Here is a 22,612-nt window from a genome sequence, read left to right as displayed (position 1 = left end):
CGAAAGGAAGACAAAAGGATGCTGAAAAATAAACATATCCTTCTTTGTGTCACAGGGGGGATTGCAGTATACAAAGCCGTGGCACTTGTCAGCAAGCTGTCTCAGGCGGGAGCCGAGGTCAAAGTGATCATGACGGAATCGGCCACGGAATTCGTGGCACCCCTCACCTTCCAGGTCATGTCCCGCAATGATGTATATACGGATACGTTCGACGAAAAGGATTCATCGGTGATCGCCCATATCGACCTTGCGGACTGGGCGGACCTCATCATCGTTGCCCCGGCGACGGCGAATGTGATTGGCAAGCTCGCAAACGGCATCGCGGACGACATGGTGACGACGACACTGCTGGCCGCTACGGCTGACGTGTGGATCGCACCTGCGATGAATGTCCATATGTACGCCCATCCCGCAGTGATGCGCAACATCGAACGTCTCCACGAGGACGGCTACCGGTTCATCGAGCCATCAGAAGGATTCCTTGCCTGCGGATATGTCGGAAAGGGACGTCTGGAAGAGCCGGAGAGGATCACGGAGCTTGCAGAGCAGCATTTCATGGAAGCAAGCCATTCCGAAGTGCCTATTCTCGCCGGCAAGAAAGTGATCGTCACGGCCGGCCCGACGAGGGAACGGATCGATCCGGTCCGGTATCTGTCGAACTTCTCAAGCGGGAAAATGGGCTACGCGATGGCTGAAGCCGCTTCCAGGTTAGGGGCGGAGACTGTGCTCGTTTCGGGACCGGTCGAGCTCCAAGTCCCGGAAGGGGTCAGGGCGGTTCAGGTGGAAAGTGCCGCGGAAATGCTGGATGCGGTCCTGGCGGAGTACAGAACAGCCGATGTCGTGATCAAGGCGGCGGCCGTTGCCGACTACCGGCCGAAAGCCGTCCACAGCGGCAAGATGAAGAAACAGGAGGGGGACTCCGTCATCGAACTGGAGCGTACCACGGATATCCTGAAGACGCTCGGCGAACAAAAGGACGGGCAGTGCCTGATCGGATTTGCTGCCGAAACGGACAGGGTCGCAGAATATGCCCGGGGCAAGCTCGAACGAAAAAACTTAGATTACATCATTGCCAACGACGTAACCGCTCCGACCGGTGTGTTCGGCAGCGATACAAATGTGGTCACGCTGTTCGGGCGGGACGGCATGGAAGTGCCGTTCCCTGCCATGGAGAAAAAAGCGCTTGCGACGAAGCTCCTCCGCCGGATCTTCGGGGGTGAGCAGGATGATCGCTGAAATCATCACGGATGTTTCGGCACATCCCGTCGACCGGCCATTTGACTACGCCGTACCGGAGGGGATGGCAAAGGTCATCGAACCGGGGGCGCGTGTGAGGGTCCCTTTCGGCAACCGCAAAGTGCTTGGATTCGTCACCGGATTAAAAGAAGAAAGTGACGTGCCGGATTCCCGGCTGAAGCCGATCGACGAACTGCTGGACCCCGAGCCGGTATTAACCGGTGAAATGCTTCATCTCGCAGATTGGATGAAGCAGACAACCCTCTGCTTCGAAATAGATGCACTTCAGGCGATGCTCCCTTCCGCGCTCCGCGCAAAGTACGAAAAAACCGTCCATGTGCTTGAACCGGAAAAACTGACCGGTGAAGTGGCGGATATTGTCCGGAACCGGCGGGTCGTTGCCGTCAAGGAGTTTAACGAACGGCTTCTCCCGGCTCTTAAACGACTGGCTGCCGAAGGGACGGTCTCGATTGAAACTGCGGTCAGGCAGCGTACGAACATAAAAAAAGAAAAGGTTCTCCATATCGGAGAAGCCGACCGGTTATGGGAAATCAGGGAATCCCTTCCGAAGTCGGCGAACCGGCAGGCAGAACTGCTTGAATGGATGGAAGCGCATATTGGCCAATCCCTACCGTCAAAAGATGTGATGGAATCCACCGGCACGACACGTGCGACCGTCAAGGCGCTAATTGAAAGGGGAGCGGCCCGTGAGACGGAGGAGGAAGTATACCGTAAACCGGAGACCGGCCTCATGCCGGAAAGCGGCGGCATGCCCGGGCCGCTTACGGAAGAGCAGGCGATAGCCGTCGGAAAAATCGGCGAGGCGGTCGATGACGGGCGCGAGGAGACATTCCTGCTCCACGGTGTGACAGGAAGCGGCAAAACAGAGGTGTATATGCAGGTCATCCGCCATGTGCTGGACCTGGGTAAGGAAGCGATCGTGCTTGTGCCGGAAATCTCACTGACGCCGCAGATTACATCACGATTCAAAAGGCGCTTTGGCCCCATGGTCGCTGTCATGCACAGCGGGCTGTCAGCAGGTGAAAAATACGATGAATGGCGAAAGATACAGCGTGGCGAAGTGAAGGTCGTCGTCGGCGCGCGTTCCGCTGTTTTTGCGCCCTTCAGAAATCTGGGCGTCATCATCCTGGACGAAGAGCACGAATCAAGCTACAAACAGGAGGACAGTCCGCGCTACCACGCGAGGGATGTAGCGATCAGGCGCTCGGAAGAACATGGCTGCCCGGTCATTCTGGGAAGTGCCACCCCGTCCCTGGAGTCCTATGCACGTGCCCACAAAGGCGTCTACTCACTGCTCACCTTGAGTGAGCGGGCGAAAAAACAGCCGCTTCCTGAAGTTCAGGTCGTCGATATGCGCGAGGAACTCAAAAACGGCAACCGCTCGATGTTCTCGCTCGCGCTTGCAGAAGCCATCCGGGACAGGCTGGAAAAAGGCGAGCAGACTGTGCTGTTCCTGAACCGCAGGGGGTACTCCTCATTTGTCCTCTGCCGGGACTGCGGGACGTCAGTCCAGTGCCCGAACTGTGATATTTCCCTGACTTACCACAGGGCGACGGAGCGGCTCCAGTGCCATTACTGCGGTCACGAGGAGCTGGTTCCGCACAACTGTCCAGAGTGCACGAGCGAACATATCCGCTTTTTCGGGACAGGCACCCAGAAAGTGCAGGAGGAGCTCCACCGGTTGTTCCCGGAAGCGCGCGTACTTCGGATGGACGTGGATACGACACGCCAGAAAGGCGCTCACGAGCGGCTTCTCCGGCAATTTGGCGATGGCGGCGCGGACATCCTTCTCGGAACCCAGATGATTGCGAAAGGGCTTGATTTTCCTAACATTACGCTCGTCGGCGTTTTATCCGCGGATACGATGCTCCGCCTTTCCGACTTCAGGGCGGCCGAGAAGACGTTCCAGCTCCTGACACAAGTGAGCGGCCGCGCAGGCCGTCATGAGAAAGAGGGGGAGGTCATCGTCCAGACGTATGCTCCGGAACATTATGCGGTTGAGCTGGCGAAAGACCAGGCCTACGAGCCGTTTTACGCGATCGAAATGGGGAATCGCAAGCGGTACTCCTACCCGCCGTTTTACTTTGTGACGCTCATCCAATTCTCCCATGAGGACCTGATGAAGGTGTCGGAAACCGCCGGAAACGCAGTCAGATACCTGTCCGGGAAGCTTGGGCGGGATACTGTCATTATTGGCCCGACATCAGCGGAAGTGGCCCGCGTGAACAATAGATATCGCTATCAATGTCTGATAAAATACAAAAAAGAACCGAAGCTGGCCGGGGTCCTGACTGATCTTGTGAAGATCTACAGGAGCAGCTGGATGAAGGAAGGCATTCTCATGTCGATTGACATGAACCCCTCCACCATCAGCTGAACCCTGCAAAGGAAATGGGGAATCATCTATGGCAATTCTTAAGATTGTGCAACATCCGTCCCCGATACTGACGGAATCCTGCAAGCCGGTCACCGATTTCGGTGACGGGCTGCAGGCACTTTTGGACGATATGTACGAGACGATGATCGATGCGGATGGCATCGGCATCGCGGCACCTCAGGTCGGCGAAGCCATCCGCGCGGCCATCGTCGATCTCGGCGAGGGCCAGGATCCGATCTGGCTCATCAACCCGGAAGTGATTGCAACAGGCGGCAAAGAAACCGAAGTGGAAGGCTGCCTCAGCTTTCCCGGCCTCTATGGCGAAGTGGAGCGGCCCTATCATGTAAAGGTGCACGCCCAGGACCGCGACGGCTCGTGGTATGAGCTGGAAGCGGAAGATTATGAAGCGAGAGCGATCCTCCATGAGATCGACCATCTGGACGGCATCCTCTTCGACACGAAAATCATCCGTGTCGTTCCGGAAGAGGAACTGGAAGCGGCTGGAGAGGAGGAAGAGGAATGACGCGAATCGTATTCATGGGGACTCCGGACTTTTCCGTGCCGATCCTCCGCATGCTTCATGAAGAGGGCTACGACCTCCTGGCAGCCGTCACCCAGCCGGACCGGCCCGTCGGACGCAAGCGTGTGCTCACGCCACCTCCTGTCAAAGAAGAAGCGGTCCGGCTCGGGCTTCCGGTCATCCAGCCGGGCAAGCTGAAAGGATCGGAGGAGCTGCATGAGATCCTTTCTCTTAAACCCGACCTCATCATTACTGCCGCTTTCGGCCAGATCCTGCCGAAAGAGCTGCTTGATGCGCCTCCGCTCGGCTGCCTGAATGTACATGCATCGCTGCTGCCCGAGTACAGGGGCGGTGCGCCGATTCATCAGGCAATCATCGACGGCAGGGCAGAAACAGGCGTGACCATCATGTACATGGCCGAAAAACTGGACGCGGGAGACATCATTTCCCAGGTGCACGTGCCGATCGGAGAAAACGATAACACCGGCGTGTTGTTTGACCGGCTTTCGGAAGCCGGGACGATCCTTCTGAAAGAAACACTCCCTTCGGTTATTGCCGGAACGAACAAACGCATCCCCCAGGACCATGAAAAAGCCACATTCGCGGGAAATATCAGACGGGAGCAGGAGCGCATCGATTGGACGAGGCCGGGGAGCGCGGTACACAACCAGATCCGCGGCCTCAGCCCGTGGCCGGTGGCCTACACCGAACTCGACGGGAAGCCCGTGAAAATCTGGCGTGCCGAAAAGGCTGCCGGAAAATCAGGCGCAGCCCCCGGTGAAATCATTTCAACGGATGAAGGAGCCATTATGGTACAGGCCGGCGACGGAACGGCCGTCCGGATCCTTGAGCTGCAGCCATCCGGCAAAAAGCGGATGGAGACCCGGGGGTACCTGAACGGGGCCGGGTCCCACATCAAAGCGGGAGACCGTTTCGAATGAGCCGCAAAAAAGAGAAAAGATGGAACGGGAATGTCCGGGACGCAGCATTAAGCATTTTGCTGGCAGTCGAGCGCGATCAGGCCTACAGCAACCTGCTGCTGAACCGCACAATCGAAACGTATGGCCTGGATGACAAGGACCGATCCCTACTTACCGAACTGACTTATGGGACCCTGCAGCACCGGATGACGCTCGATTACCATCTTGATCCATTGGTGCGAGGCAAGCTTGAGGACTGGGTGCGTGAACTGTTGAGGCTCTCAGTTTACCAGATCGTCTATCTGACAAAGATTCCTCCTCATGCAGCGGTGAATGAAGCAGTGGAGATTGCCAAGCGGCGCGGCCACAAAGGAATCGCGTCGCTGGTTAACGGCATTCTCCGATCTTTTCTCAGGAAAGGACCCAGGGAAATGGACAGCGGCCTGACGTGGGAACAGAGGACAGCGATTGAAACGAGTCATCCCGAGTGGATGATCCGCCGCTGGGCAGATCAGTACGGCAGAGAAACGGCGCGTGATATGGCGCTTGCGAACAACGAGCCTCCGGTGCAGACGCTCAGGGTGAACCGGACAAAGGGCACGCGAGAGGACGTTCTGGACATGCTCGGCGAGGAAGGCTTCAGAGCCGAGCCAAGTCCGGTCGTGCCGGATGCCATCCGGATCCGCGGAGGAAATGCTGCCAGGAGCCGTGCTTTCAGGGAAGGTTTCGTCACCATTCAGGACGAGAGCTCGATGCTTCCCGTCATGGCACTGAATCCGGAACCGGGCATGTCGGTGCTGGATATGTGCGCAGCACCCGGCGGGAAAACGACCCATATTGCTGAGCGGATGGAGAACACCGGCGAAGTCCGGGCATTTGACCTTCATCCGCATAAGGTGAAACTCATCGACCAGAATGCGGCACGTCTCGGGCTGGAAAATATCCATACAGGTTCTGCGGACAGCCGGGAACTCGCGGGAACCCTGGAGTCCGGATCCTTTGATCGAATCCTCGTGGATGCACCGTGCAGCGGGCTCGGTGTCATCCGGAGAAAGCCGGATATCAAATATTCAAAGACGGAAGATGAGATCGGCAAATTGCCTGACATCCAGAAAAGCCTGCTGGAAGAGGCCTATCATCTCCTCAGGCCAGGCGGCCTGCTTGTCTACAGCACCTGTACGGTCGACAGGGAAGAAAACCGCCTGACGGCCGAGGCGTTCCTTGAAGCCCATCCGGATCTTGAACGAGTGGACCTCCGGGAATCCATGCCGGAAAAACTCCGTTACGAGGATGGCATGCTTCAGGTTTTGCCGCAGGATTTCGGCGGTGATGGATTTTTTGTGGCCGCCTTCAGGAAACCGGAATAAGCCGGCGGACGGTAGCGGAATCTTCCGGTCGTCTGCAAAGGGAAACGGGGGAGTCAAAAGTGGAAGTTGCAGTCCGGACACATGTCGGGATGAAAAGGCGCATCAATGAAGACCGGACCGGCCTCTTCACAAGAGAAGGCGGCCGGTTCATGCTGGCTGTCGTCGCAGACGGGATGGGCGGCCATAAAAGCGGAGATACGGCGAGCCGGATGGCCGTCGAAGGATTCGGTGAAGAATTCATAAAGGCTGATATCACCAAGCTCAACACAGGAGACGGCCGGGCCGGCTGGCTTGCCGATGTGACAGATAGACTGAACCGTGGTCTCTTCGAACATGCGCGTTCCAATGAGGAATGCCGGGGCATGGGGACAACGATCGAAGCGGCGGTGATAGCCGGGAAAGAAGTGACTCTCTGCCATATCGGGGACAGCCGGACCTACAAGCTCGGACCTGAAGGGTTTGAGCAGGTGACGAAAGATCATTCCCTCGTCAGCCTGCTTGTTGATTCCGGGGAAATCACCGAAGAGGAAGCGCGCATCCACCCGAAAAGGAACTTCATCATGAAGGCATTGGGTACGGATGACACGGTGGAACCTGACATCATTCCTCTCGGGCTGCCGGAAGGGAGTGCGCTTTTGATCTGTTCCGACGGCCTGAGCAACAAACTTGGGGAAAATGAGATTGCAGAAACTGTGGCCGGAAAAGGTACTGCAACCGAGCGTGCAGATGCACTGGTCAATCTCGCAAACGAACGGGGCGGCGAAGACAATATTTCTGTCATCCTGATTGACAACGGTGTCCGGGAGGCTGATGCCGGATGATCGGAAAACGAATCAGCGGACGTTATGAAATCCTCGGACTGCTGGGCGGAGGCGGCATGTCAACCGTTTACCTGGCGCAGGATATCATTCTGGACCGCCCTGTCGCAATCAAGGTTCTCAGGCAAGATTTCTCGGATGAGGATGAACTGAGGAAACGATTCCAGCGGGAAGCACTGTCGGCCACTTCGCTCGTCCATCCGAACATCGTCAACATCTACGACGTCGGCGAAGACGGTGATCTTCAGTACCTCGTGATGGAATATGTGGAGGGAAAAACCCTCAAGGAATACATCAAGGACCGTGCCCCGCTTGCTCCGGCGGAGGCTGTGGAAATTATGAAGCAATTGTGCTCGGGCATCACCGCGGCTCACATCCATGGCATCATCCACAGGGACGTCAAGCCGCAAAACATCCTCATGGACCATGACGGCCAAGTGAAACTGACCGATTTCGGGATTGCGATGGCCCTGTCCGCAACTGCGCTCACACGGACCAACTCGGTAATGGGAACGGTCCACTACCTGTCACCCGAGCAGGCGCGCGGCGGGATGGCGACAAAGCGGACAGATATCTATTCGCTAGGAATTGTCCTGTTTGAAATGCTGACGGGAAAGTTGCCGTTCTCGGGAGAATCGGCCGTTTCCATCGCCCTGAAACATCTGCAGGAACAGACACCTTCAGTCCGGGCTGTCAGGCCTGAAATTCCGCAGAGTCTGGAAAATGTCATCCTGAAAGCGACCGCCAAAGATCCGGCGGCCCGTTATCCGTCCGCGGATGCGATGCTCAGGGACCTTCATACCGTCCTGTCACCCGAAAGGGCAGACGAAGCCCCGTACGAGCCGCCGCCGATCGATGAGGACGCGACAAAGGCCATCCCTATCATCAGGGAAGAGCCGGAAAATGAGAACACCATCGCTCCAAAGCAGGTCACCCCGCTTCCTGAGAAGCCAGCCAATGACCCGCAGTCACCGCAAAAGAAAAAACGGAGAAAATGGCCTTTTGTATTGTCGGGTCTCGTCCTTCTTGCCCTGATCACAGGGATCGCGCTTTATTCGACAGGAATAATCGGAACGAGACAGGCTGAAATACCCGATGTATCCGGCATGACCGTTGAGGAAGCATCCGCAGAGCTTGAACAGGCCGGATTCCTCACCGGAGAATTGGACGAAGAACATTCACCGGATATCGAGGAAGGATCCGTGATCCGGACGAGCCCGCAAGCCGGCCGTATTCGTGATGAGGGAGAAACCATCGACCTTGTGGTTAGTTTGGGTCCGGAAAAGGTAGAGCTGACCGACTTCACGGGCCGTGACTATGAGACCATCTCCGATGTCATCGAAGATTATGGTTTCCGTAAGGTAGAAGTTAATGAAGTGTTCTCAGATGAAGCACAGGGTACAATCATCAGCCAAGATCCGGAGGCGGGCGAGGAAGTCGCCCCTTCAGAGACCGATCTGAAACTCACGGTCAGCAAAGGCGTCGAAATGATCGGGACCGAAAATCTGTCCGGATATGACGAGCAGCAGCTGAACGAATATGCCAAGCGCTCCGGTTTCAATATCCGGATTGTGGCGGAAGAAGCATCCGGCAACATCGAGGCCGGCCGCGTGATCTCCCAAGAGCCGGAAGCCGGTACGGAGCTTGAGAAAGGCAGCACGATTGAAGTGGTCCTGTCAAAAGGCCCTGAGGCGAAGCCGGTCAAAACCTATATCCAGGCAGTCACGATTCCATATGAGCCTGCTGAAGACGGCGCGGAACAGGCAGTGGAAATCTATATCAGGGACAACTCCAGGACGATGGACAAGCCGGCTGAATCCTTTGCAATCACTGCCGACGAGACGAGGCGGATCCGCATAGAGATCAGCGAAGGGCAGACCGGGGCCTACAAGATCGTCCGTGACGGAGAGACGATCGATGAAGATACAATTCCATACGAGTAACCGCCGCTGAACGCACGCGGCAACCGGAACATTTCGGAAAGGGAAGGTGAAAGTTTGAAACAAGGCCAGATCCGCAAGGCGCTGAGCGGGTTCTACTATTTATATGACGACGGTGAGATGGTGCGCAGCAAAGGCCGCGGAGTCTTCAGGGTGCGCGGTGTCACCCCGCTCGTCGGCGATTTCGTCGAGTATGAGAAAGACGGCGAGAATGATGCTGTCATCGTCAATGTCCATGAGCGCAAAAACGAACTTGTGCGTCCGCCCATCGCCAATGTCGACCAGGCACTCCTCGTCTTTTCTGTCAAAGAGCCGAACTTCTCCCCGAAGCTGCTTGACCGTTTTCTTGCGGTCATCGAATCCTACGGGGTCGAGCCGGTCATCATCCTGACCAAGACCGACCTGCTGGATGAAAAAGCTGCGGCGGAAATCCGGCGGTATACGGATTATTACCGGGGCATCGGCTACACGGTGCTGAAAACGAGTATCGGAGACGGGGCGATTGCCGAGGAGCTCATTCCGATCATCAGGGGAAAAACGACTGTTCTGACCGGACAGTCAGGTGTCGGAAAGTCGACGCTCCTCAATACGCTCATGCCTGAACTCGAGCTGAAAACAGATGAGATCTCTGACTCGCTCGGCCGCGGCCGGCATACGACCCGTCACGTGGAACTGATCGGATACGCCGGCGGCCTGGTAGCCGATACACCGGGCTTCAGCTCGCTCGACTTTGACCATCTTGATAAAGAGGAACTGTCCGGCTGCTTTGCCGAATTTGCGGAACTGTCCGAAGCCTGCAAATTCAGGGGCTGCCTTCATCTGAAGGAGCCGAAATGTGCCGTAAAGGCCGCTGTCGAGACCGGTGAAGCCGAACAGTTCAGGTATGATCATTATGTACAGTTTTTGCAGGAAATCATAGACCGAAAGCCGAGGTATCCATCATGATTAAAATTGCACCATCCATCCTTTCCGCCGATTTTGCAAAGCTCGGAGAAGAAGTCAGGGAAGTGGAACAGGCGGGAGCCGATTACATTCACATCGATGTGATGGACGGGCACTTTGTGCCGAATATCACCCTGGGACCGAATATTGTGAAGGCGCTGCGTCCCGTGACGGACCTGCCGCTTGACGTCCATCTGATGATTTCGGACCCGGACCGCTATATCGCCGACTTCGCTGAAGCCGGGGCGGACATCATCACCGTACATGCGGAGGCATGCAACCATCTTCACAGGACGGTACAGCTGATCCGTTCACACGGTGTGAAGGCGGGCGTTGTCCTGAATCCCCACACACCGCATGAGATCCTCGAATATGTGATCGATGATCTGGATATGGTGCTGCTCATGACGGTTAACCCCGGGTTCGGCGGCCAGTCGTTTATCAAGGAAGTGGTGCCCAAGATTTCCAAAGTGTGCGCGATGATCCGCGAGCGGGGCCTTTCCACTGAAATCGAAGTGGATGGCGGAATTACTGCGGACACGATCGCTGAATGTGCCAAGGCGGGGGCGAATGTGTTCGTGGCAGGGTCGGCGATTTACAATAGAGACGACCGTGCCGCTGCAATTGCCGCAATTCGCGAAGCAGGAGTTTCGGCTCTCCAATGATCCGTGAAGCTGTGGTCGTGGCGGGCGGGCCGGGTGTTGCCGGAATCCGTCCGGACGCCGGAAAGGGCACTGTATTTATCGGTGCCGACCGAGGCGCTCTCCGTCTTGTGCGCTCCGGTATCCGGCCGGTGCTTTCGGTCGGGGACTTCGACTCTGTCACTGAGGAAGAGTTCCGGGAGATTGCTTCGTCTTCACAGCGGGTCGTCCGCGTAGGAGAGGAAAAGGATGAGACCGATACGGAACTGGCACTTGCCGGTGCGGTTCGTCTGCAGCCGGGCACGGTCACGCTCACCGGTGTGAGCGGCGGCCGGCTCGACCATGCCCATTCGGCCATGCATGCGGTTTACCGGCTGCAGGAACAACACCCGGAAACCAGATTCAGGATCCTTGACCCGAACAATGAGCTTTATTTTCTCCATCCTGGCAGGCATATGCTGTTTGACAGCGGGGCATACCGGTACATTTCTTTCTTTTCTTTCAGCGGGCCTGTGACCGGAATGACGCTGAAGGGCTTCAAGTATGAGGCGGAAAATGCGGAGATCCTGCCGGGGACAACTCTCTTCACGAGCAACGAAGCCGGCGGCGGGGAATGTACTATCTCATTCGAGACAGGCATATGTTTGGTTGTAAGAAGCACCGATGCCTGAAAGGAGCGGACGAAATGAGAGTGTACACATTCCAGCTGCCCAAAATGGTGAGCAGCTTTGCGCGCAAGTGCCTGCAGCTTTTCCAGCGTGAAGAACGGAAGCCGGTTGCAAAGAAGAAAAGGAGAAAAAGCAAAATGCCGAGCTGACTCAGGTCAGCTCGGCATTTCTTTTTGCGATATTTAACAGGTCAGACGCGCTGGACTTTACCGGATTTCAAAGCACGTGCGGAAACCCATACGCGTTTCGGCTTGCCGTCAACCATGATGCGCACTTTTTGAAGGTTGGCACCCCAAGTGCGGCGGTTTGAGTTCATTGCGTGGGAACGGCTGTTGCCGGCGCTTGCTTTGCGGCCTGTAATAACACATTTTTTAGGCATGTTTTTCCCTCCTCTTCGGTGAAGATGAAGACGGAATCCCGTCTGTTCGCCATCTCACATACTAAAATAATTTAGCACAAAAAAGCTGGCGATGCAACAAGTTTAAGGAGGCCATCAAGAAAAAACACTTTACAGAGTTCGCAGTAACAGCCCGCGGTGTGTCTTTTCTAATCCCCGACAGTAGTGTACAATGACGTTAGCCAAAATGGACTTCACGGGAGGCGTTACCATGTCGATCGGACTGAAAAATGAATTCGGCACTATTGAAATTTCGAATGACGTGATCGCACAGGTGGCCGGGGGAGCAGCGGTTGAGTGTTATGGAATCGTCGGGATGGCATCTCGCCACCAGATCCGGGACGGACTGACAGACATCCTCAGGAAAGAAAACTTTACCAGGGGTGTGATTGTCCGTTCCATCGGAGAAGATCTCCATATCGACATGTACGTCATCGTCGGCTATGGTGTGAAGATTTCAGAGGTTGCATACCAGGTCCAATCCAAAGTGAAATATACATTAAGCAAACAATTGGGAATGACGGTCAGCTCCGTCAATATTTTTGTCCAGGGAGTCCGCGTGACGAACCTGTAAAAGGAGGAAGCGAACGTTTATGAAAGAATTAGATGGACATCGATTTGCGGAAATGGTGATGATGGGCTCCCATCACCTATCCAATAATGCGGACTTCGTCGATTCGCTTAACGTTTTTCCCGTACCGGACGGCGATACGGGAACGAACATGAATCTGTCCATGACGTCCGGCGCCAAAGAAACAGAACAGGCGGCAACAGACCATATCGGCAGGACGGCGCAGGCTCTATCCAAGGGCCTGCTCATGGGTGCGCGCGGAAATTCAGGCGTCATCCTGTCCCAGCTTTTCCGCGGTTTCGGCAAGGCGATCGAGGACAAGGCAACGCTGGATGCAAAAAGTTTTGCCGGCGCATTTCAGGCCGGCGTGGACACGGCCTACAAGGCAGTCATGAAGCCGGTGGAAGGCACGATTCTCACCGTCGCAAAAGACGCAGCAAAAAAAGCGGTCGAGGCCGCCGAATCGGAAACGGATATTATCCTGGTGATGGAGGCGCTCACGGACGAGGCGAAGGCCTCCCTGAAGCGGACGCCTGACTTGCTTCCGGTGCTTAAAGAAGTGGGCGTCGTGGACAGCGGCGGCCAAGGGCTGGTTTTCGTCTATGAAGGATTCCTATCCGCTCTCAGAGGCGAAGAATTGCCCGAAATCACGAGGCAGACGTCGATGGATGACCTTGTTAGCGCAGAGCACCACAGAAGTATCCAGAGCTTCATGGATACCTCCGAAATCGAGTTCGGCTACTGCACGGAATTCATGGTGCGTTTTGAAGACGACAAAACCGCTGATAATCCCTTTGACGAGTCGAAGTTCCGGGAAGACCTGAGCGCCTACGGAGATTCGCTTCTCGTTATTTCGGATGATGAAATCGCCAAGGTACATATCCACTCGGAGGACCCGGGGGAAGTGCTTTCCTACGGTAAAAAGTATGGCAGCCTGATCAAGATCAAGATCGAGAACATGCGTGAGCAGCACACGGCCATCCTGGACAAGGACGGACCTGCCCATGCGGCGCCCCACGCAACTGCCAAGCACCCTTACGCCATCATTACGGTTTCGATGGGACCGGGGATTGCCGAACTGTTCCGAAGCATCGGCGCCTCTTACGTCATCGAGGGCGGCCAGACAATGAACCCTTCAACGGAAGACATTGTCAAGGCAATCCGGGAAGTGGGCGCTGAGCGCGCACTGATCCTCCCGAACAACAAAAACATCATTATGGCTGCCGAGCAGGCTGCGGAAGTATCAGGCATCGAGGCGGCAGTCGTACCGACGAAAAACGTTCCTCAAGGACTCGCGGCGATTCTCGCCTTTAATCCTGAGGCATCGGTATCCGATAATGCGGCTTCTATGGCAGAAGCATTTTCGCATGTCCGGACAGGTCAAGTGACGACCGCCGTCCGTGATACGACCATCGATGGAGTCGATATCCGGAAAGGCTCATTTATGGGAATGGCCGACGGAAAGATCGTCAACTCCGATGCGTCTCTCAAAAGTGTCACCGAGTCCCTGATCTCAGAGATTGTCGACGAGGAGTCTGAAATCGTGACGATCCTCTTCGGAGAGGGCGCGACGCGTCAGGGAGCTGACGAACTTGCGGCATACATCGAGGCACAGAATCCCGATGTGGAAGTGGAAATCCATGAAGGAAAGCAGCCGCTCTACCCGTATATCATCTCTGCAGAATAAAACCAGGCGCACCGGGTTGCCGGTGCGCTGTTTTATAGAGTTCCGGAAAGCGCTTGCAACGAACGTGTGTTTTGAGAAAAGTCACGAAATCATGTAAAATAGGGGAAACGTCCCTAAGGAGGACTTCAGCTTATGAAATTCAGATCGGTTTTTGATATTATCGGTCCGGTCATGGTCGGGCCCTCTTCTTCGCATACTGCAGGAGCGGCAAGAATCGGCCGTGTGGCCAGAACGCTGTTCGGGCGCCAGCCTGACTGGGCAGAAATCCGCCTGTATGGTTCTTTTGCAGAAACGTACAAAGGCCACGGCACCGATGTCGCAATCATTGGCGGGCTCTTGGATTACGATACGGATGATGAACGGATCCGAACGGCTTTCGAGGAAGCGGAGCAAGTCGGCCTGAAATTCGACTTCATCACGGAAACCGAAGAACCGGATCATCCGAATACAGCAAAAATCAGGATTGGTGATGCGGACGGTGAAATGGAGCTGACAGGCATCTCGATCGGCGGGGGCAAAATGGAAGTGACAGAGCTGAACGGCTTTACACTGAGGCTAACCGGACATTATCCGGCGCTGCTGATTGTCCACCACGACAGGCCTGGCGTCATCGCCAGTGTGGCCAATGCACTTGCGGCCGACGGCATCAACATCGCACACATGGAGTGCGGGCGGAAAGAAAAAGGAGAGATGGCGCTCATGGTCATCGAAGTCGACCAGATTATCACCGACTCCATGATCCGTCTCATCACCGACCTGGACAACGTGACTCAAGTTTCAATTCTTGCAGACTGATAAGGGGGCATTCCCATTGGATATTTTATTTTCATCGGTTAAGGAACTGGTCGGGCTTGCGGAAGAAACCGGGCAGCCGATTTCCGAAATCATGATCGAGCAGGAGATGCGAATTACCAAGCGTTCGCGCGAAGAAGTGATCGGACAGATGGAGCGCAACCTCGAGGTGATGGAAGAGGCGGTCGAAAAGGGACTGGAAGGCGTGAGTTCGACATCAGGCCTGACCGGCGGTGACGCGGTCCTGCTCCAAAACTACATCAAGAGCGGCAAATCGCTTTCAGGAAATCTTCTTCTCGATGCTGTGAGCAAGGCTGTTGCGACCAATGAGGTCAACGCCGCGATGGGCATGATTTGCGCGACCCCTACGGCAGGCGCCGCGGGCATCGTGCCGGGCACGCTGTTTGCCGTAAAGGACAAGCTGAACCCGACGCGCGAGCAGATGATCAACTTCCTGTTCACGTCAGGGGCGTTCGGATTTGTCGTAGCGAACAACGCATCCATTTCCGGTGCCGCGGGCGGCTGTCAGGCGGAGACCGGGTCTGCCGCTTCAATGGCAGCTGCGGCGATCGTGGAGATGGCCGGCGGCACGCCGCAGCAAAGTGCCGAAGCCTTTTCCATCGTCATGAAGAACATGCTCGGACTCGTTTGCGATCCGGTGGCCGGTCTGGTCGAAGTCCCTTGTGTCAAGCGCAATGCGATGGGTGCCGCCAAGGCACTGGTCGGCGCGGATATGGCGCTGGCAGGCGTGACAAGCGTCATCCCGACAGACGAAGTGATCGAAGCCATGCACCGGATCGGCCGGTCAATGCCTTCCGCATTGCGCGAAACGGCAAAAGGCGGCTTGGCCGCGACGCCGACAGGCAAGCGGCTCGAGGCGGAGATCTTCGGAAAGAAGGCGGAAGAAAGTGTGGTTGACTGAACCGGTCACTGCTCTTAAAGGCATCGGCAAGGAAGCCGCCGCAACACTTGAAAATCTGGGTGTCCGCACGGTAGGGGACCTCGTCATGATGTTCCCTTACCGCCACGAAGACAACCGTCTCAAAGACCTGTCGGAAACACCCCACGAAGAACGGGTCACTATTGAAGGAAGGGTCGAAAGCGAGCCTTCCGTTTTCTTTTCCGGAAAAAACAGGTCCAGGCTGCAGATCCGCCTGCTTGCAGGACGGCACCTCGTCAAGGCGGTGTTTTTCAACCAGCATTATCTCAAGAACCGCCTGATGCCGGGCATGACAATCACCGTTACCGGAAAATGGGACCGCGGACGGCAGACCATCAACGTCAGCTCATTCAAGGAAGGACCGAAGCAGGCCGGAGAAGATTTTGAGCCGGTCTACAGCCTCAAGGGCGGCATGCACCAGAAAACCATCCGCCGGTACATCCGGACTGCCCTCGATGCGGTGGCGGGCGACCTGCCGGATCCGATGCCGGCCGAGCTTCTGGAGAAATATAAACTTCCCGGGATTGCGGAAGCGCTCGAAGGCATGCACTTCCCGCGAGATGCAGAACATGTAAAACATGCCCGCCGCCGTTTTGTCTACGAAGAATTCCTCGGCTACCAGCTGAAGATGCAGGCGATCAAGAAAGTCAGAAAAGAAGCCGGCAAGGGGACAGAACACCATTATGACCTGGAGAAGCTGAAGGCATTCATCGATTCCTTGCCATTCGAACTCACCGGCGCACAAAAAAGAGTCGTGAACGAACTTTGCGCGGAGCTAAAAGAACCGGTGCGAATGAACCGGCTCCTTCAGGGTGACGTTGGATCGGGGAAAACCGCCGTTGCGGCAATCGCCCTTTACGCTACAATCACGTCCGGCGCACAGGGTGCGCTCATGGCACCGACTGAGATCCTTGCCGAACAGCATGCCCAGACGCTGGCGGATTGGCTGGAGCCCTTCGGCGTGCGCATGGCCCTGTTATCAGGCTCCACAAAAGCAAAAGCACGCCGGATCATCCTGGAGAAGCTGGCTGACGGGGAGATTGATCTTGTCATCGGTACCCATGCCCTGATTCAGCCGGATGTAGCTTTCAGGAAGCTCGGACTCGTGATCACGGATGAGCAGCACCGGTTCGGAGTGGAACAGCGGCGCATCCTGAAAGAAAAGGGGGAAGACCCGGATGTGCTGTTCATGACGGCGACACCGATTCCCCGGACGCTTGCCATCACGGCTTTTGGCGAGATGGATGTCTCTATCCTCGACGAAATGCCGGCGGGCCGCCATCCGATTGAGACCTATTGGACAAAGCGGGAGGCGCTCCCGGCAGTCCTCAAACGTATGGGAAAAGAGCTCCAGCAGGGCCGCCAGGCATACGTCATCTGCCCCCTCATCGAAGAGTCCGACAAGCTGGACGTACAGAACGCGGTCGATATGTACGAACAGATCCGGCAGTATTTCGGCGGAAGGTTCAATGTCGGCCTGATGCACGGACGCCTCCATCCCGACGACAAGGAAGAGGTCATGCGGGAATTCTCCGAAGGCGAACTTCATGTGCTTGTCTCGACGACGGTCGTCGAAGTCGGCGTAAACGTTCCGAATGCATCGTTTATGGTCATCTCGGATGCCGAGCGCTTCGGCCTCGCACAGTTGCACCAGCTTCGCGGCCGTGTCGGACGGGGGGCACACAAGTCCTATTGCGTGCTTCTTGCAGACCCGAAAACGGAAATCGGCAAAGAACGGATGCAATCCATGACCGAGACGAACGACGGCTTCCGCCTGGCCGAAAAAGACCTGGAGCTTCGCGGGCCCGGAGACTTTTTCGGGAAACGCCAAAGCGGCATGCCGGACTTCAAGGTGGCAGATCCCGTCCATGACTACCGCGCGCTCAATACAGCCAGGATGGACGCGGAACAACTCATCGCAACCGAGGCATTCTGGAACGATCCGGAATATGAAACACTACGGATCACGATCGAACAATCCGGAGCCCTATCCGACGAACGGATCGACTGACCCGAATCCGTTTGTCGGATTTTTGTGTTTCAGAAATTAAGAGGGAGCGGAAAACGAACGTTGACTAATTGGTGTGAGACGTTGACATAGCTCATTGAGACGTTGACATACCGAAGTGAAACGTTGTGCCATGAAACATTGCCATACCGGCTCGGCCACTGCACACCCCCATAACCGCTCCGCCAAAGCAAAGTTTCAGAGCATGGTTGCAATCTGCCCCGCCTGTTTTATATACTCATATTAGTACCAAGTGCTAATCCGGTGGTGAAAACATGAAACTGCAGAAACGAGAGCGTCAGGCCCGCCTGTCTTCACTGCTGGAGGAGAACCCGCTGCTCACGGACGGCGATCTGGCCGAACATTTCGGAGTCAGCGTCCAAACCATCCGGCTGGATCGGATGGAAAAGGGAATTCCCGAATTGCGGGAACGGCTGAAAGATGTGGCTGTCCGCTCTCTGGATGACGTAAAATCACTGCCGATCGACGAAGTGATCGGCGATATCATCGATATAGAGCTGGACAAGCGCGCGGTGTCCGTGTTCGACGTTACGAAGGACCATGTCTTCCAGCGCAACGGCATAGCGAGAGGACATCATCTGTTCGCGCAGGCGAATTCCCTGGCGGTCGCCGTCATCAACGACGAGCTTGCGCTTACAGCGAAATCTTCGCTGAACTTCATCAGGCCGGTGAGGGCGGGAGAGCGGGTCGTCGCCAAAGCGGCGGTGCGGCCGGGGGAACGCCCGCGACGGACCATTGTGGAAGTGATCTCGACGGTGGGCAATGAGCCTGTTTTCATCGGAACTTTTGAAATGTACCGGACCCACGAGAGCGGAAAAGAGGGACAATCATGATCATAGCAGTAGACGGAATGGGGGGCGACCATGCCCCCGATGCGGCAGTGGAAGGGGTGCGCCAAGCACTTGAGGCGTTCCCGGATATCCGGATCCGGCTGTACGGTGATTCCGGCCGGATCGAGCCGATGATCGGGACGCATGAGCGGCTGGAGCTCATTCATTGCACCGAAAAAATCGAAGGGGATGATGAACCGGTCCGCGCTGTCCGGCGGAAAAAGGATTCATCCCTGGTGCGCATGTCGCAGGCTGTCCGCGACGGAGAGGCCGACGCGGGCGTCAGCGCAGGAAACACGGGTGCGCTCATGGCGGCAGGGCTGTTCGTTGTCGGCCGCCTGGATGGAGTCGACCGACCGGCTCTTGCGCCGACACTTCCGACGCTCGACGGAAACGGGTTTGTCATGCTCGACATGGGAGCCAATGCCGACGCGAAGCCGCAGCATCTTGCGCAGTATGCGGTGATGGGCAGCATCTATGCCGAGCAGGTCCGGGGAATTCAAAATCCCCGGGTCGGACTTCTCAATATCGGAACCGAGGAAAATAAAGGGAACGAGCTGACCAAGGAAGCCCATGCCCTCATTGCTGATGCTCCGGTCAACTTCATCGGAAATGTGGAGGCGAGGGATCTGCTTAACGGCATCGCCGATGTTGTCGTGACTGACGGCTTCACCGGCAATATGGTGCTGAAGACAATCGAAGGGACCGCACAGGGTCTCATGTCCATGATCAAGGACGCCTTCATGTCCAGCGCGAAGGGCAAGATTGCCGGTCTTCTCGTCAAGGACGGACTTAAGGACCTGAAAAAGAAAATGGATTACACAGAGTACGGCGGTGCCGGCCTGTTTGGCCTGAAAGCACCGCTGATCAAGGCGCACGGATCCTCCAATGCCAATGCCATCATGAACGCCATCCGCCAAGCCAGGACCATGGCCGGCCACGGCGTGACGGCACGCATCGGAGAGACGATCGGAAGGATGGGGGAACATGAGTAAAATTGCATTTGTCTTCCCTGGCCAAGGTTCTCAGAAAGTCGGCATGGCCTCGGAATTTATCGGAAATGGCGCAGCTTTCAGCAGCTTTGCCGATGAGGCGGACAGTCGCCTCGGCATCGAGCTGAGTAAGCTGATGCAGGATGGCCCGCAGGAAGAACTGACACTTACCTATCACGCGCAGCCTGCGCTTCTGACCGCTGGTGCAGCGATTGATGCTGCTTTGAAGGAAGCGGGCATCCGTCCCGATTATGCCGCCGGACACAGCCTTGGTGAATATTCAGCGCTTGTCTCGGCAGGTGTGTTGTCGTTCGGTGACGCAGCCGAGACCGTCCACCGCAGAGGGCTATACATGAACGAGGCCGTCCCGGCAGGTGAGGGGTCGATGGCTGCCATTCTTGGCCTCGGTGCCGAAGAACTGCAGCGCGTGACGGAAGACGTGACCGGAGAAGGACACCCGGTGCAGCCGGCCAACTTGAATTGCCCGGGGCAGATTGTGATCTCAGGCAGCAAGCGCGGTGTTGAACTGGCATGCGAGGCGGCGAAGGCTGCAGGTGCCAAGCGTGCGATCCCGCTTGATGTAAGCGGGCCATTCCATTCCACTCTCATGAAGCCGGCTGCACAGAAACTGCAGGCACAGCTCGATTCCGTCGGGTTCGGCCAGGCGATATTCCCGGTCGTCGCAAATGTCACCGCGGAACCTGTCCGGGATCCCGAGCAGACCAAACAGCTTCTTGTAGAGCAGCTGTATTCACCGGTGCGCTGGGAAGAATCCGTCCGGAAAATGCTGGATCTCGGCGTGACTCTCTTTATCGAATGCGGACCCGGCGGCGTGTTGTCCGGACTGATCAGGAAAATCGACCGTTCGGCCACTGTCCTCAGGGTGGAAGATATGGAAACATTGAACAAGGCCGTCGAAACGGCGAAAGGATGGTCGTGAATGGGCAAACTTACGGGCAAATCCGCTATTGTGACGGGGGCTTCCCGCGGCATCGGACGAGCCATCGCAATCGCTCTTGCAAAAGAAGGCGCGAAAGTCGCCGTGAACTTCGCAGGAAGTGAAGACAAGGCCGCTGAGACGGTCAGGATGATCGAAGAAGCGGGCGGGGAGGCATTTGCCGTCCGCGCTTCGGTCAGCAGCCAGGAAGACGTCAAGCAGCTTGTCAGCGAGACGATGGAGCGCTTCGGCTCCGTCGACATCCTCGTCAACAACGCAGGTATTACGAAGGATAACCTCCTTATGCGCATGAAGGAGGAAGAATGGGATGACGTGCTGTCGACCAACCTGAAAGGGGTCTTCCTCTGTACAAAGGCGGTCGCGCGGCCAATGATGAAAAAACGGTCCGGCACAATCGTCAATCTGGCATCAGTGGTAGGCGTCGCGGGAAATGCCGGCCAGGCCAACTACGTTGCTGCAAAGGCGGGTGTGATCGGGCTGACAAAGACGGCGGCCAAGGAATTGGCCGCACGGGGAATCCGGGTCAATGCCGTTGCACCCGGGTTTATCACGACGGATATGACGGACAAGCTTCCTGAAGATGTAAAAGAAGGGATGCTGGCACAGATTCCGCTCGGTAAGCTTGGGGATCCGGAACACGTGGCCCGCGCCGTTGTTTTCCTTGCTTCGGATGATTCTGAATACATCACCGGCCAGACTCTTCATGTTGACGGCGGAATGGTGATGTAACCCCTTGTCGCGGGACGGGCTGCCTGTCATACTGATTGGGTGGCCGGAAAAGCGGAAGGCATGCCGCCGAAGCAGCCGGATAAACAGACTCTCCTGTGAGAGGAGGTGAACGTATTGGCAACTGTTCTGGAACGTGTGACAAAGGTGATCGTCGACCGTCTCGGCGTTGATGAGAGCGAAGTGAAGCCTGAAGCATCCTTCCGTGAGGATCTCGGAGCGGACTCCCTTGACGTCGTGGAGCTCGTCATGGAGCTTGAGGACGAATTCGACCTTGAAATCTCCGATGAAGATGCGGAGAAGATCGGGACTGTCGGAGACGCAGTTTCTTACATTGAAGGTAAGACCGCATGATCGGTTTTGAAGAGGCAGGCGAGCAGTCCGGAGACGGGCCGGCGCCAGCCTCTTTTGCCATTTTGCGTTACCCTGCCGAAAGGGGTAAACTTAGCATATATCCACAACGGAAAGGCAGATCTGATGACTATGAACAAAAAAGAGCGCCACAACAAAAAAGGTTCCTACCCGGAATCTGTCCATAAGCGATTTGCCGATTTTGAGGAGAACATCGGCTTCACATTTGGTGACCCGACCCTCCTATACCGTGCATTCACACACTCTTCGTATGTGAACGAGCACAGAAGGAGGATCCATGACGACAACGAGCGTCTTGAATTTCTCGGTGATGCCGTCCTGGAGCTGGCCGTCTCCCGTTTTCTGTTTGAGACTTATCCATCCATGAGCGAAGGCGAACTGACCAAGCTGCGCGCTGCAATCGTCTGCGAACCGTCCCTTGTCCAATTTGCGGATGAGCTGGGTTTCGGCCGTTACGTTCTGCTCGGCAAAGGCGAAGAGCAGACCGGCGGGCGCACGCGTCCGTCTCTCCTGGCCGATGTGTTTGAAGCGTTTGTCGGGGCGCTTTATCTGGATAACGGATTCGACAAGGTTGTCGGATTCCTTGAAAAGATCGTTTTCCCGAAAGTGGAGGTCGGTGCTTTTTCCCATGTGATGGATTACAAGAGCCAGTTGCAGGAAATGGTCCAGCAGTCGTCAAACGGCCAGCTCCATTACGAGATAGTGGACGAAAAGGGCCCTGCCCATGATCGCGTATTTGTCTCGGCCGTCACAATTGGCGGAGATGAACTGGGCCGGGGCGAGGGCAAGTCAAAAAAAGAGGCGGAGCAGCTGGCTGCCCGCCACGCCATCGGCGAACTGCGCAAAATTGAAGGGCAGGCGGAGTGAT

The 22,612-nt window shown here is 56.2% G+C and carries 23 protein-coding genes; 22 read left to right on the top strand and 1 reads right to left on the bottom strand.

What is annotated here, in order from left to right; translation table 11 throughout:
* Nucleotides 1–18 precede the first annotated feature (18 nt).
* From coaBC to spoVM, 11 genes are read left to right on the top strand one after another with little or no spacing between them, the layout of a single operon-like run.
* Complete coding sequence (coaBC, locus tag KHA84_RS09690) at nt 19–1,236, top strand: bifunctional phosphopantothenoylcysteine decarboxylase/phosphopantothenate--cysteine ligase CoaBC (RefSeq protein WP_213423319.1); 1,218 nt, start codon at nt 19–21, stop codon at nt 1,234–1,236.
* Complete coding sequence (gene priA / locus KHA84_RS09685; protein WP_213423318.1) at nt 1,226–3,634, top strand: primosomal protein N'; 2,409 nt, start codon at nt 1,226–1,228, stop codon at nt 3,632–3,634. The genes coaBC and priA overlap by 11 nt, the downstream gene beginning before the upstream one ends.
* Nucleotides 3,635–3,662: 28 nt before the next feature.
* A complete protein-coding gene (def, locus tag KHA84_RS09680; RefSeq protein WP_213423317.1) occupies nt 3,663–4,157 on the top strand; it encodes a peptide deformylase in 495 nt (164 codons plus the stop codon).
* A complete protein-coding gene (gene fmt / locus KHA84_RS09675; protein WP_213423316.1) occupies nt 4,154–5,095 on the top strand; it encodes a methionyl-tRNA formyltransferase in 942 nt (313 codons plus the stop codon). The genes def and fmt overlap by 4 nt, the downstream gene beginning before the upstream one ends.
* Nucleotides 5,092–6,441 (top strand): 16S rRNA (cytosine(967)-C(5))-methyltransferase RsmB, encoded by a 1,350-nt coding sequence (gene rsmB, locus KHA84_RS09670; RefSeq protein WP_213423315.1) that lies wholly within the window; start codon nt 5,092–5,094, stop codon nt 6,439–6,441. Before fmt ends, rsmB begins: the two co-directional genes overlap by 4 nt.
* A 59-nt stretch (nt 6,442–6,500) precedes the next feature.
* Complete coding sequence (locus tag KHA84_RS09665) at nt 6,501–7,262, top strand: Stp1/IreP family PP2C-type Ser/Thr phosphatase (protein ID WP_213423314.1); 762 nt, start codon at nt 6,501–6,503, stop codon at nt 7,260–7,262.
* The gene (gene pknB, locus KHA84_RS09660) at nt 7,259–9,202 is read left to right on the top strand and encodes a Stk1 family PASTA domain-containing Ser/Thr kinase (protein ID WP_213423313.1); all 1,944 of its coding nucleotides are present in this window, start codon (nt 7,259–7,261) and stop codon (nt 9,200–9,202) included. The genes KHA84_RS09665 and pknB overlap by 4 nt, the downstream gene beginning before the upstream one ends.
* Nucleotides 9,203–9,256: 54 nt before the next feature.
* Nucleotides 9,257–10,144: a ribosome small subunit-dependent GTPase A gene (gene rsgA / locus KHA84_RS09655; protein WP_213423312.1), complete on the top strand. Its 888-nt coding sequence runs from the start codon at nt 9,257–9,259 to the stop codon at nt 10,142–10,144.
* On the top strand, nt 10,141–10,806 hold the full coding sequence (gene rpe / locus KHA84_RS09650; RefSeq protein WP_213423311.1) for a ribulose-phosphate 3-epimerase: 666 nt from the start codon (nt 10,141–10,143) through the stop codon (nt 10,804–10,806). The genes rsgA and rpe overlap by 4 nt, the downstream gene beginning before the upstream one ends.
* Complete coding sequence (locus tag KHA84_RS09645) at nt 10,803–11,453, top strand: thiamine diphosphokinase (protein ID WP_213423310.1); 651 nt, start codon at nt 10,803–10,805, stop codon at nt 11,451–11,453. Before rpe ends, KHA84_RS09645 begins: the two co-directional genes overlap by 4 nt.
* Before the next feature lie 14 nt (nt 11,454–11,467).
* Nucleotides 11,468–11,599, top strand: a complete 132-nt coding sequence (spoVM, locus tag KHA84_RS09640) for a stage V sporulation protein SpoVM (protein WP_092096428.1) — start codon at nt 11,468–11,470, stop codon at nt 11,597–11,599.
* A gap of 41 nt (nt 11,600–11,640) precedes the next feature.
* Here the strand turns inward: spoVM and rpmB are convergent, their stop codons facing one another.
* Nucleotides 11,641–11,829, bottom strand: a complete 189-nt coding sequence (rpmB, locus tag KHA84_RS09635; RefSeq protein WP_213423309.1) for a 50S ribosomal protein L28 — start codon at nt 11,827–11,829, stop codon at nt 11,641–11,643.
* Nucleotides 11,830–12,058: 229 nt separating this feature from the next.
* Here rpmB and KHA84_RS09630 point away from each other — a divergent pair, with 229 nt between their 5' ends.
* From KHA84_RS09630 to rnc, 11 genes are all read left to right on the top strand, one after another.
* The gene (locus KHA84_RS09630; RefSeq protein ID WP_213423308.1) at nt 12,059–12,421 is read left to right on the top strand and encodes an Asp23/Gls24 family envelope stress response protein; all 363 of its coding nucleotides are present in this window, start codon (nt 12,059–12,061) and stop codon (nt 12,419–12,421) included.
* Nucleotides 12,422–12,440: 19 nt separating this feature from the next.
* Nucleotides 12,441–14,105: a DAK2 domain-containing protein gene (locus KHA84_RS09625; protein ID WP_213423307.1), complete on the top strand. Its 1,665-nt coding sequence runs from the start codon at nt 12,441–12,443 to the stop codon at nt 14,103–14,105.
* 132 nt (nt 14,106–14,237) lie between these two features.
* A complete protein-coding gene (sdaAB, locus tag KHA84_RS09620; protein ID WP_213423306.1) occupies nt 14,238–14,900 on the top strand; it encodes an L-serine ammonia-lyase, iron-sulfur-dependent subunit beta in 663 nt (220 codons plus the stop codon).
* Between the two features lie 16 nt (nt 14,901–14,916).
* Nucleotides 14,917–15,819, top strand: coding sequence for an L-serine ammonia-lyase, iron-sulfur-dependent, subunit alpha (gene sdaAA / locus KHA84_RS09615; RefSeq protein ID WP_213423305.1), 903 nt, complete (start codon nt 14,917–14,919; stop codon nt 15,817–15,819).
* A complete protein-coding gene (gene recG / locus KHA84_RS09610) occupies nt 15,812–17,848 on the top strand; it encodes an ATP-dependent DNA helicase RecG (RefSeq protein ID WP_213423381.1) in 2,037 nt (678 codons plus the stop codon). The genes sdaAA and recG overlap by 8 nt, the downstream gene beginning before the upstream one ends.
* Nucleotides 17,849–18,120: 272 nt before the next feature.
* Nucleotides 18,121–18,699: a transcription factor FapR gene (gene fapR / locus KHA84_RS09605; RefSeq protein ID WP_213423304.1), complete on the top strand. Its 579-nt coding sequence runs from the start codon at nt 18,121–18,123 to the stop codon at nt 18,697–18,699.
* Nucleotides 18,696–19,691 (top strand): phosphate acyltransferase PlsX, encoded by a 996-nt coding sequence (plsX, locus tag KHA84_RS09600; RefSeq protein WP_213423303.1) that lies wholly within the window; start codon nt 18,696–18,698, stop codon nt 19,689–19,691. Before fapR ends, plsX begins: the two co-directional genes overlap by 4 nt.
* On the top strand, nt 19,684–20,628 hold the full coding sequence (gene fabD, locus KHA84_RS09595) for an ACP S-malonyltransferase (protein WP_213423302.1): 945 nt from the start codon (nt 19,684–19,686) through the stop codon (nt 20,626–20,628). Before plsX ends, fabD begins: the two co-directional genes overlap by 8 nt.
* The gene (fabG, locus tag KHA84_RS09590) at nt 20,629–21,375 is read left to right on the top strand and encodes a 3-oxoacyl-[acyl-carrier-protein] reductase (RefSeq protein ID WP_213423301.1); all 747 of its coding nucleotides are present in this window, start codon (nt 20,629–20,631) and stop codon (nt 21,373–21,375) included.
* A 114-nt stretch (nt 21,376–21,489) separates the two neighbouring features.
* A complete protein-coding gene (gene acpP / locus KHA84_RS09585) occupies nt 21,490–21,726 on the top strand; it encodes an acyl carrier protein (RefSeq protein WP_213423300.1) in 237 nt (78 codons plus the stop codon).
* Nucleotides 21,727–21,849: 123 nt separating this feature from the next.
* Nucleotides 21,850–22,611 carry a ribonuclease III gene (rnc, locus tag KHA84_RS09580; protein ID WP_272875279.1) on the top strand — a complete coding sequence of 254 codons (762 nt, stop codon included), beginning with the start codon at nt 21,850–21,852 and terminating at the stop codon, nt 22,609–22,611.
* Nucleotide 22,612 lies beyond the last annotated feature (1 nt).

It is taken from the genome of Bhargavaea massiliensis, assembly GCF_018390575.1.
Lineage (GTDB): Bacteria > Bacillota > Bacilli > Bacillales_A > Planococcaceae > Bhargavaea > Bhargavaea massiliensis.
The sequence above is the reverse complement of the archived record's forward strand: the minus strand, read 5'-3'. Positions and strand labels throughout refer to the sequence as shown.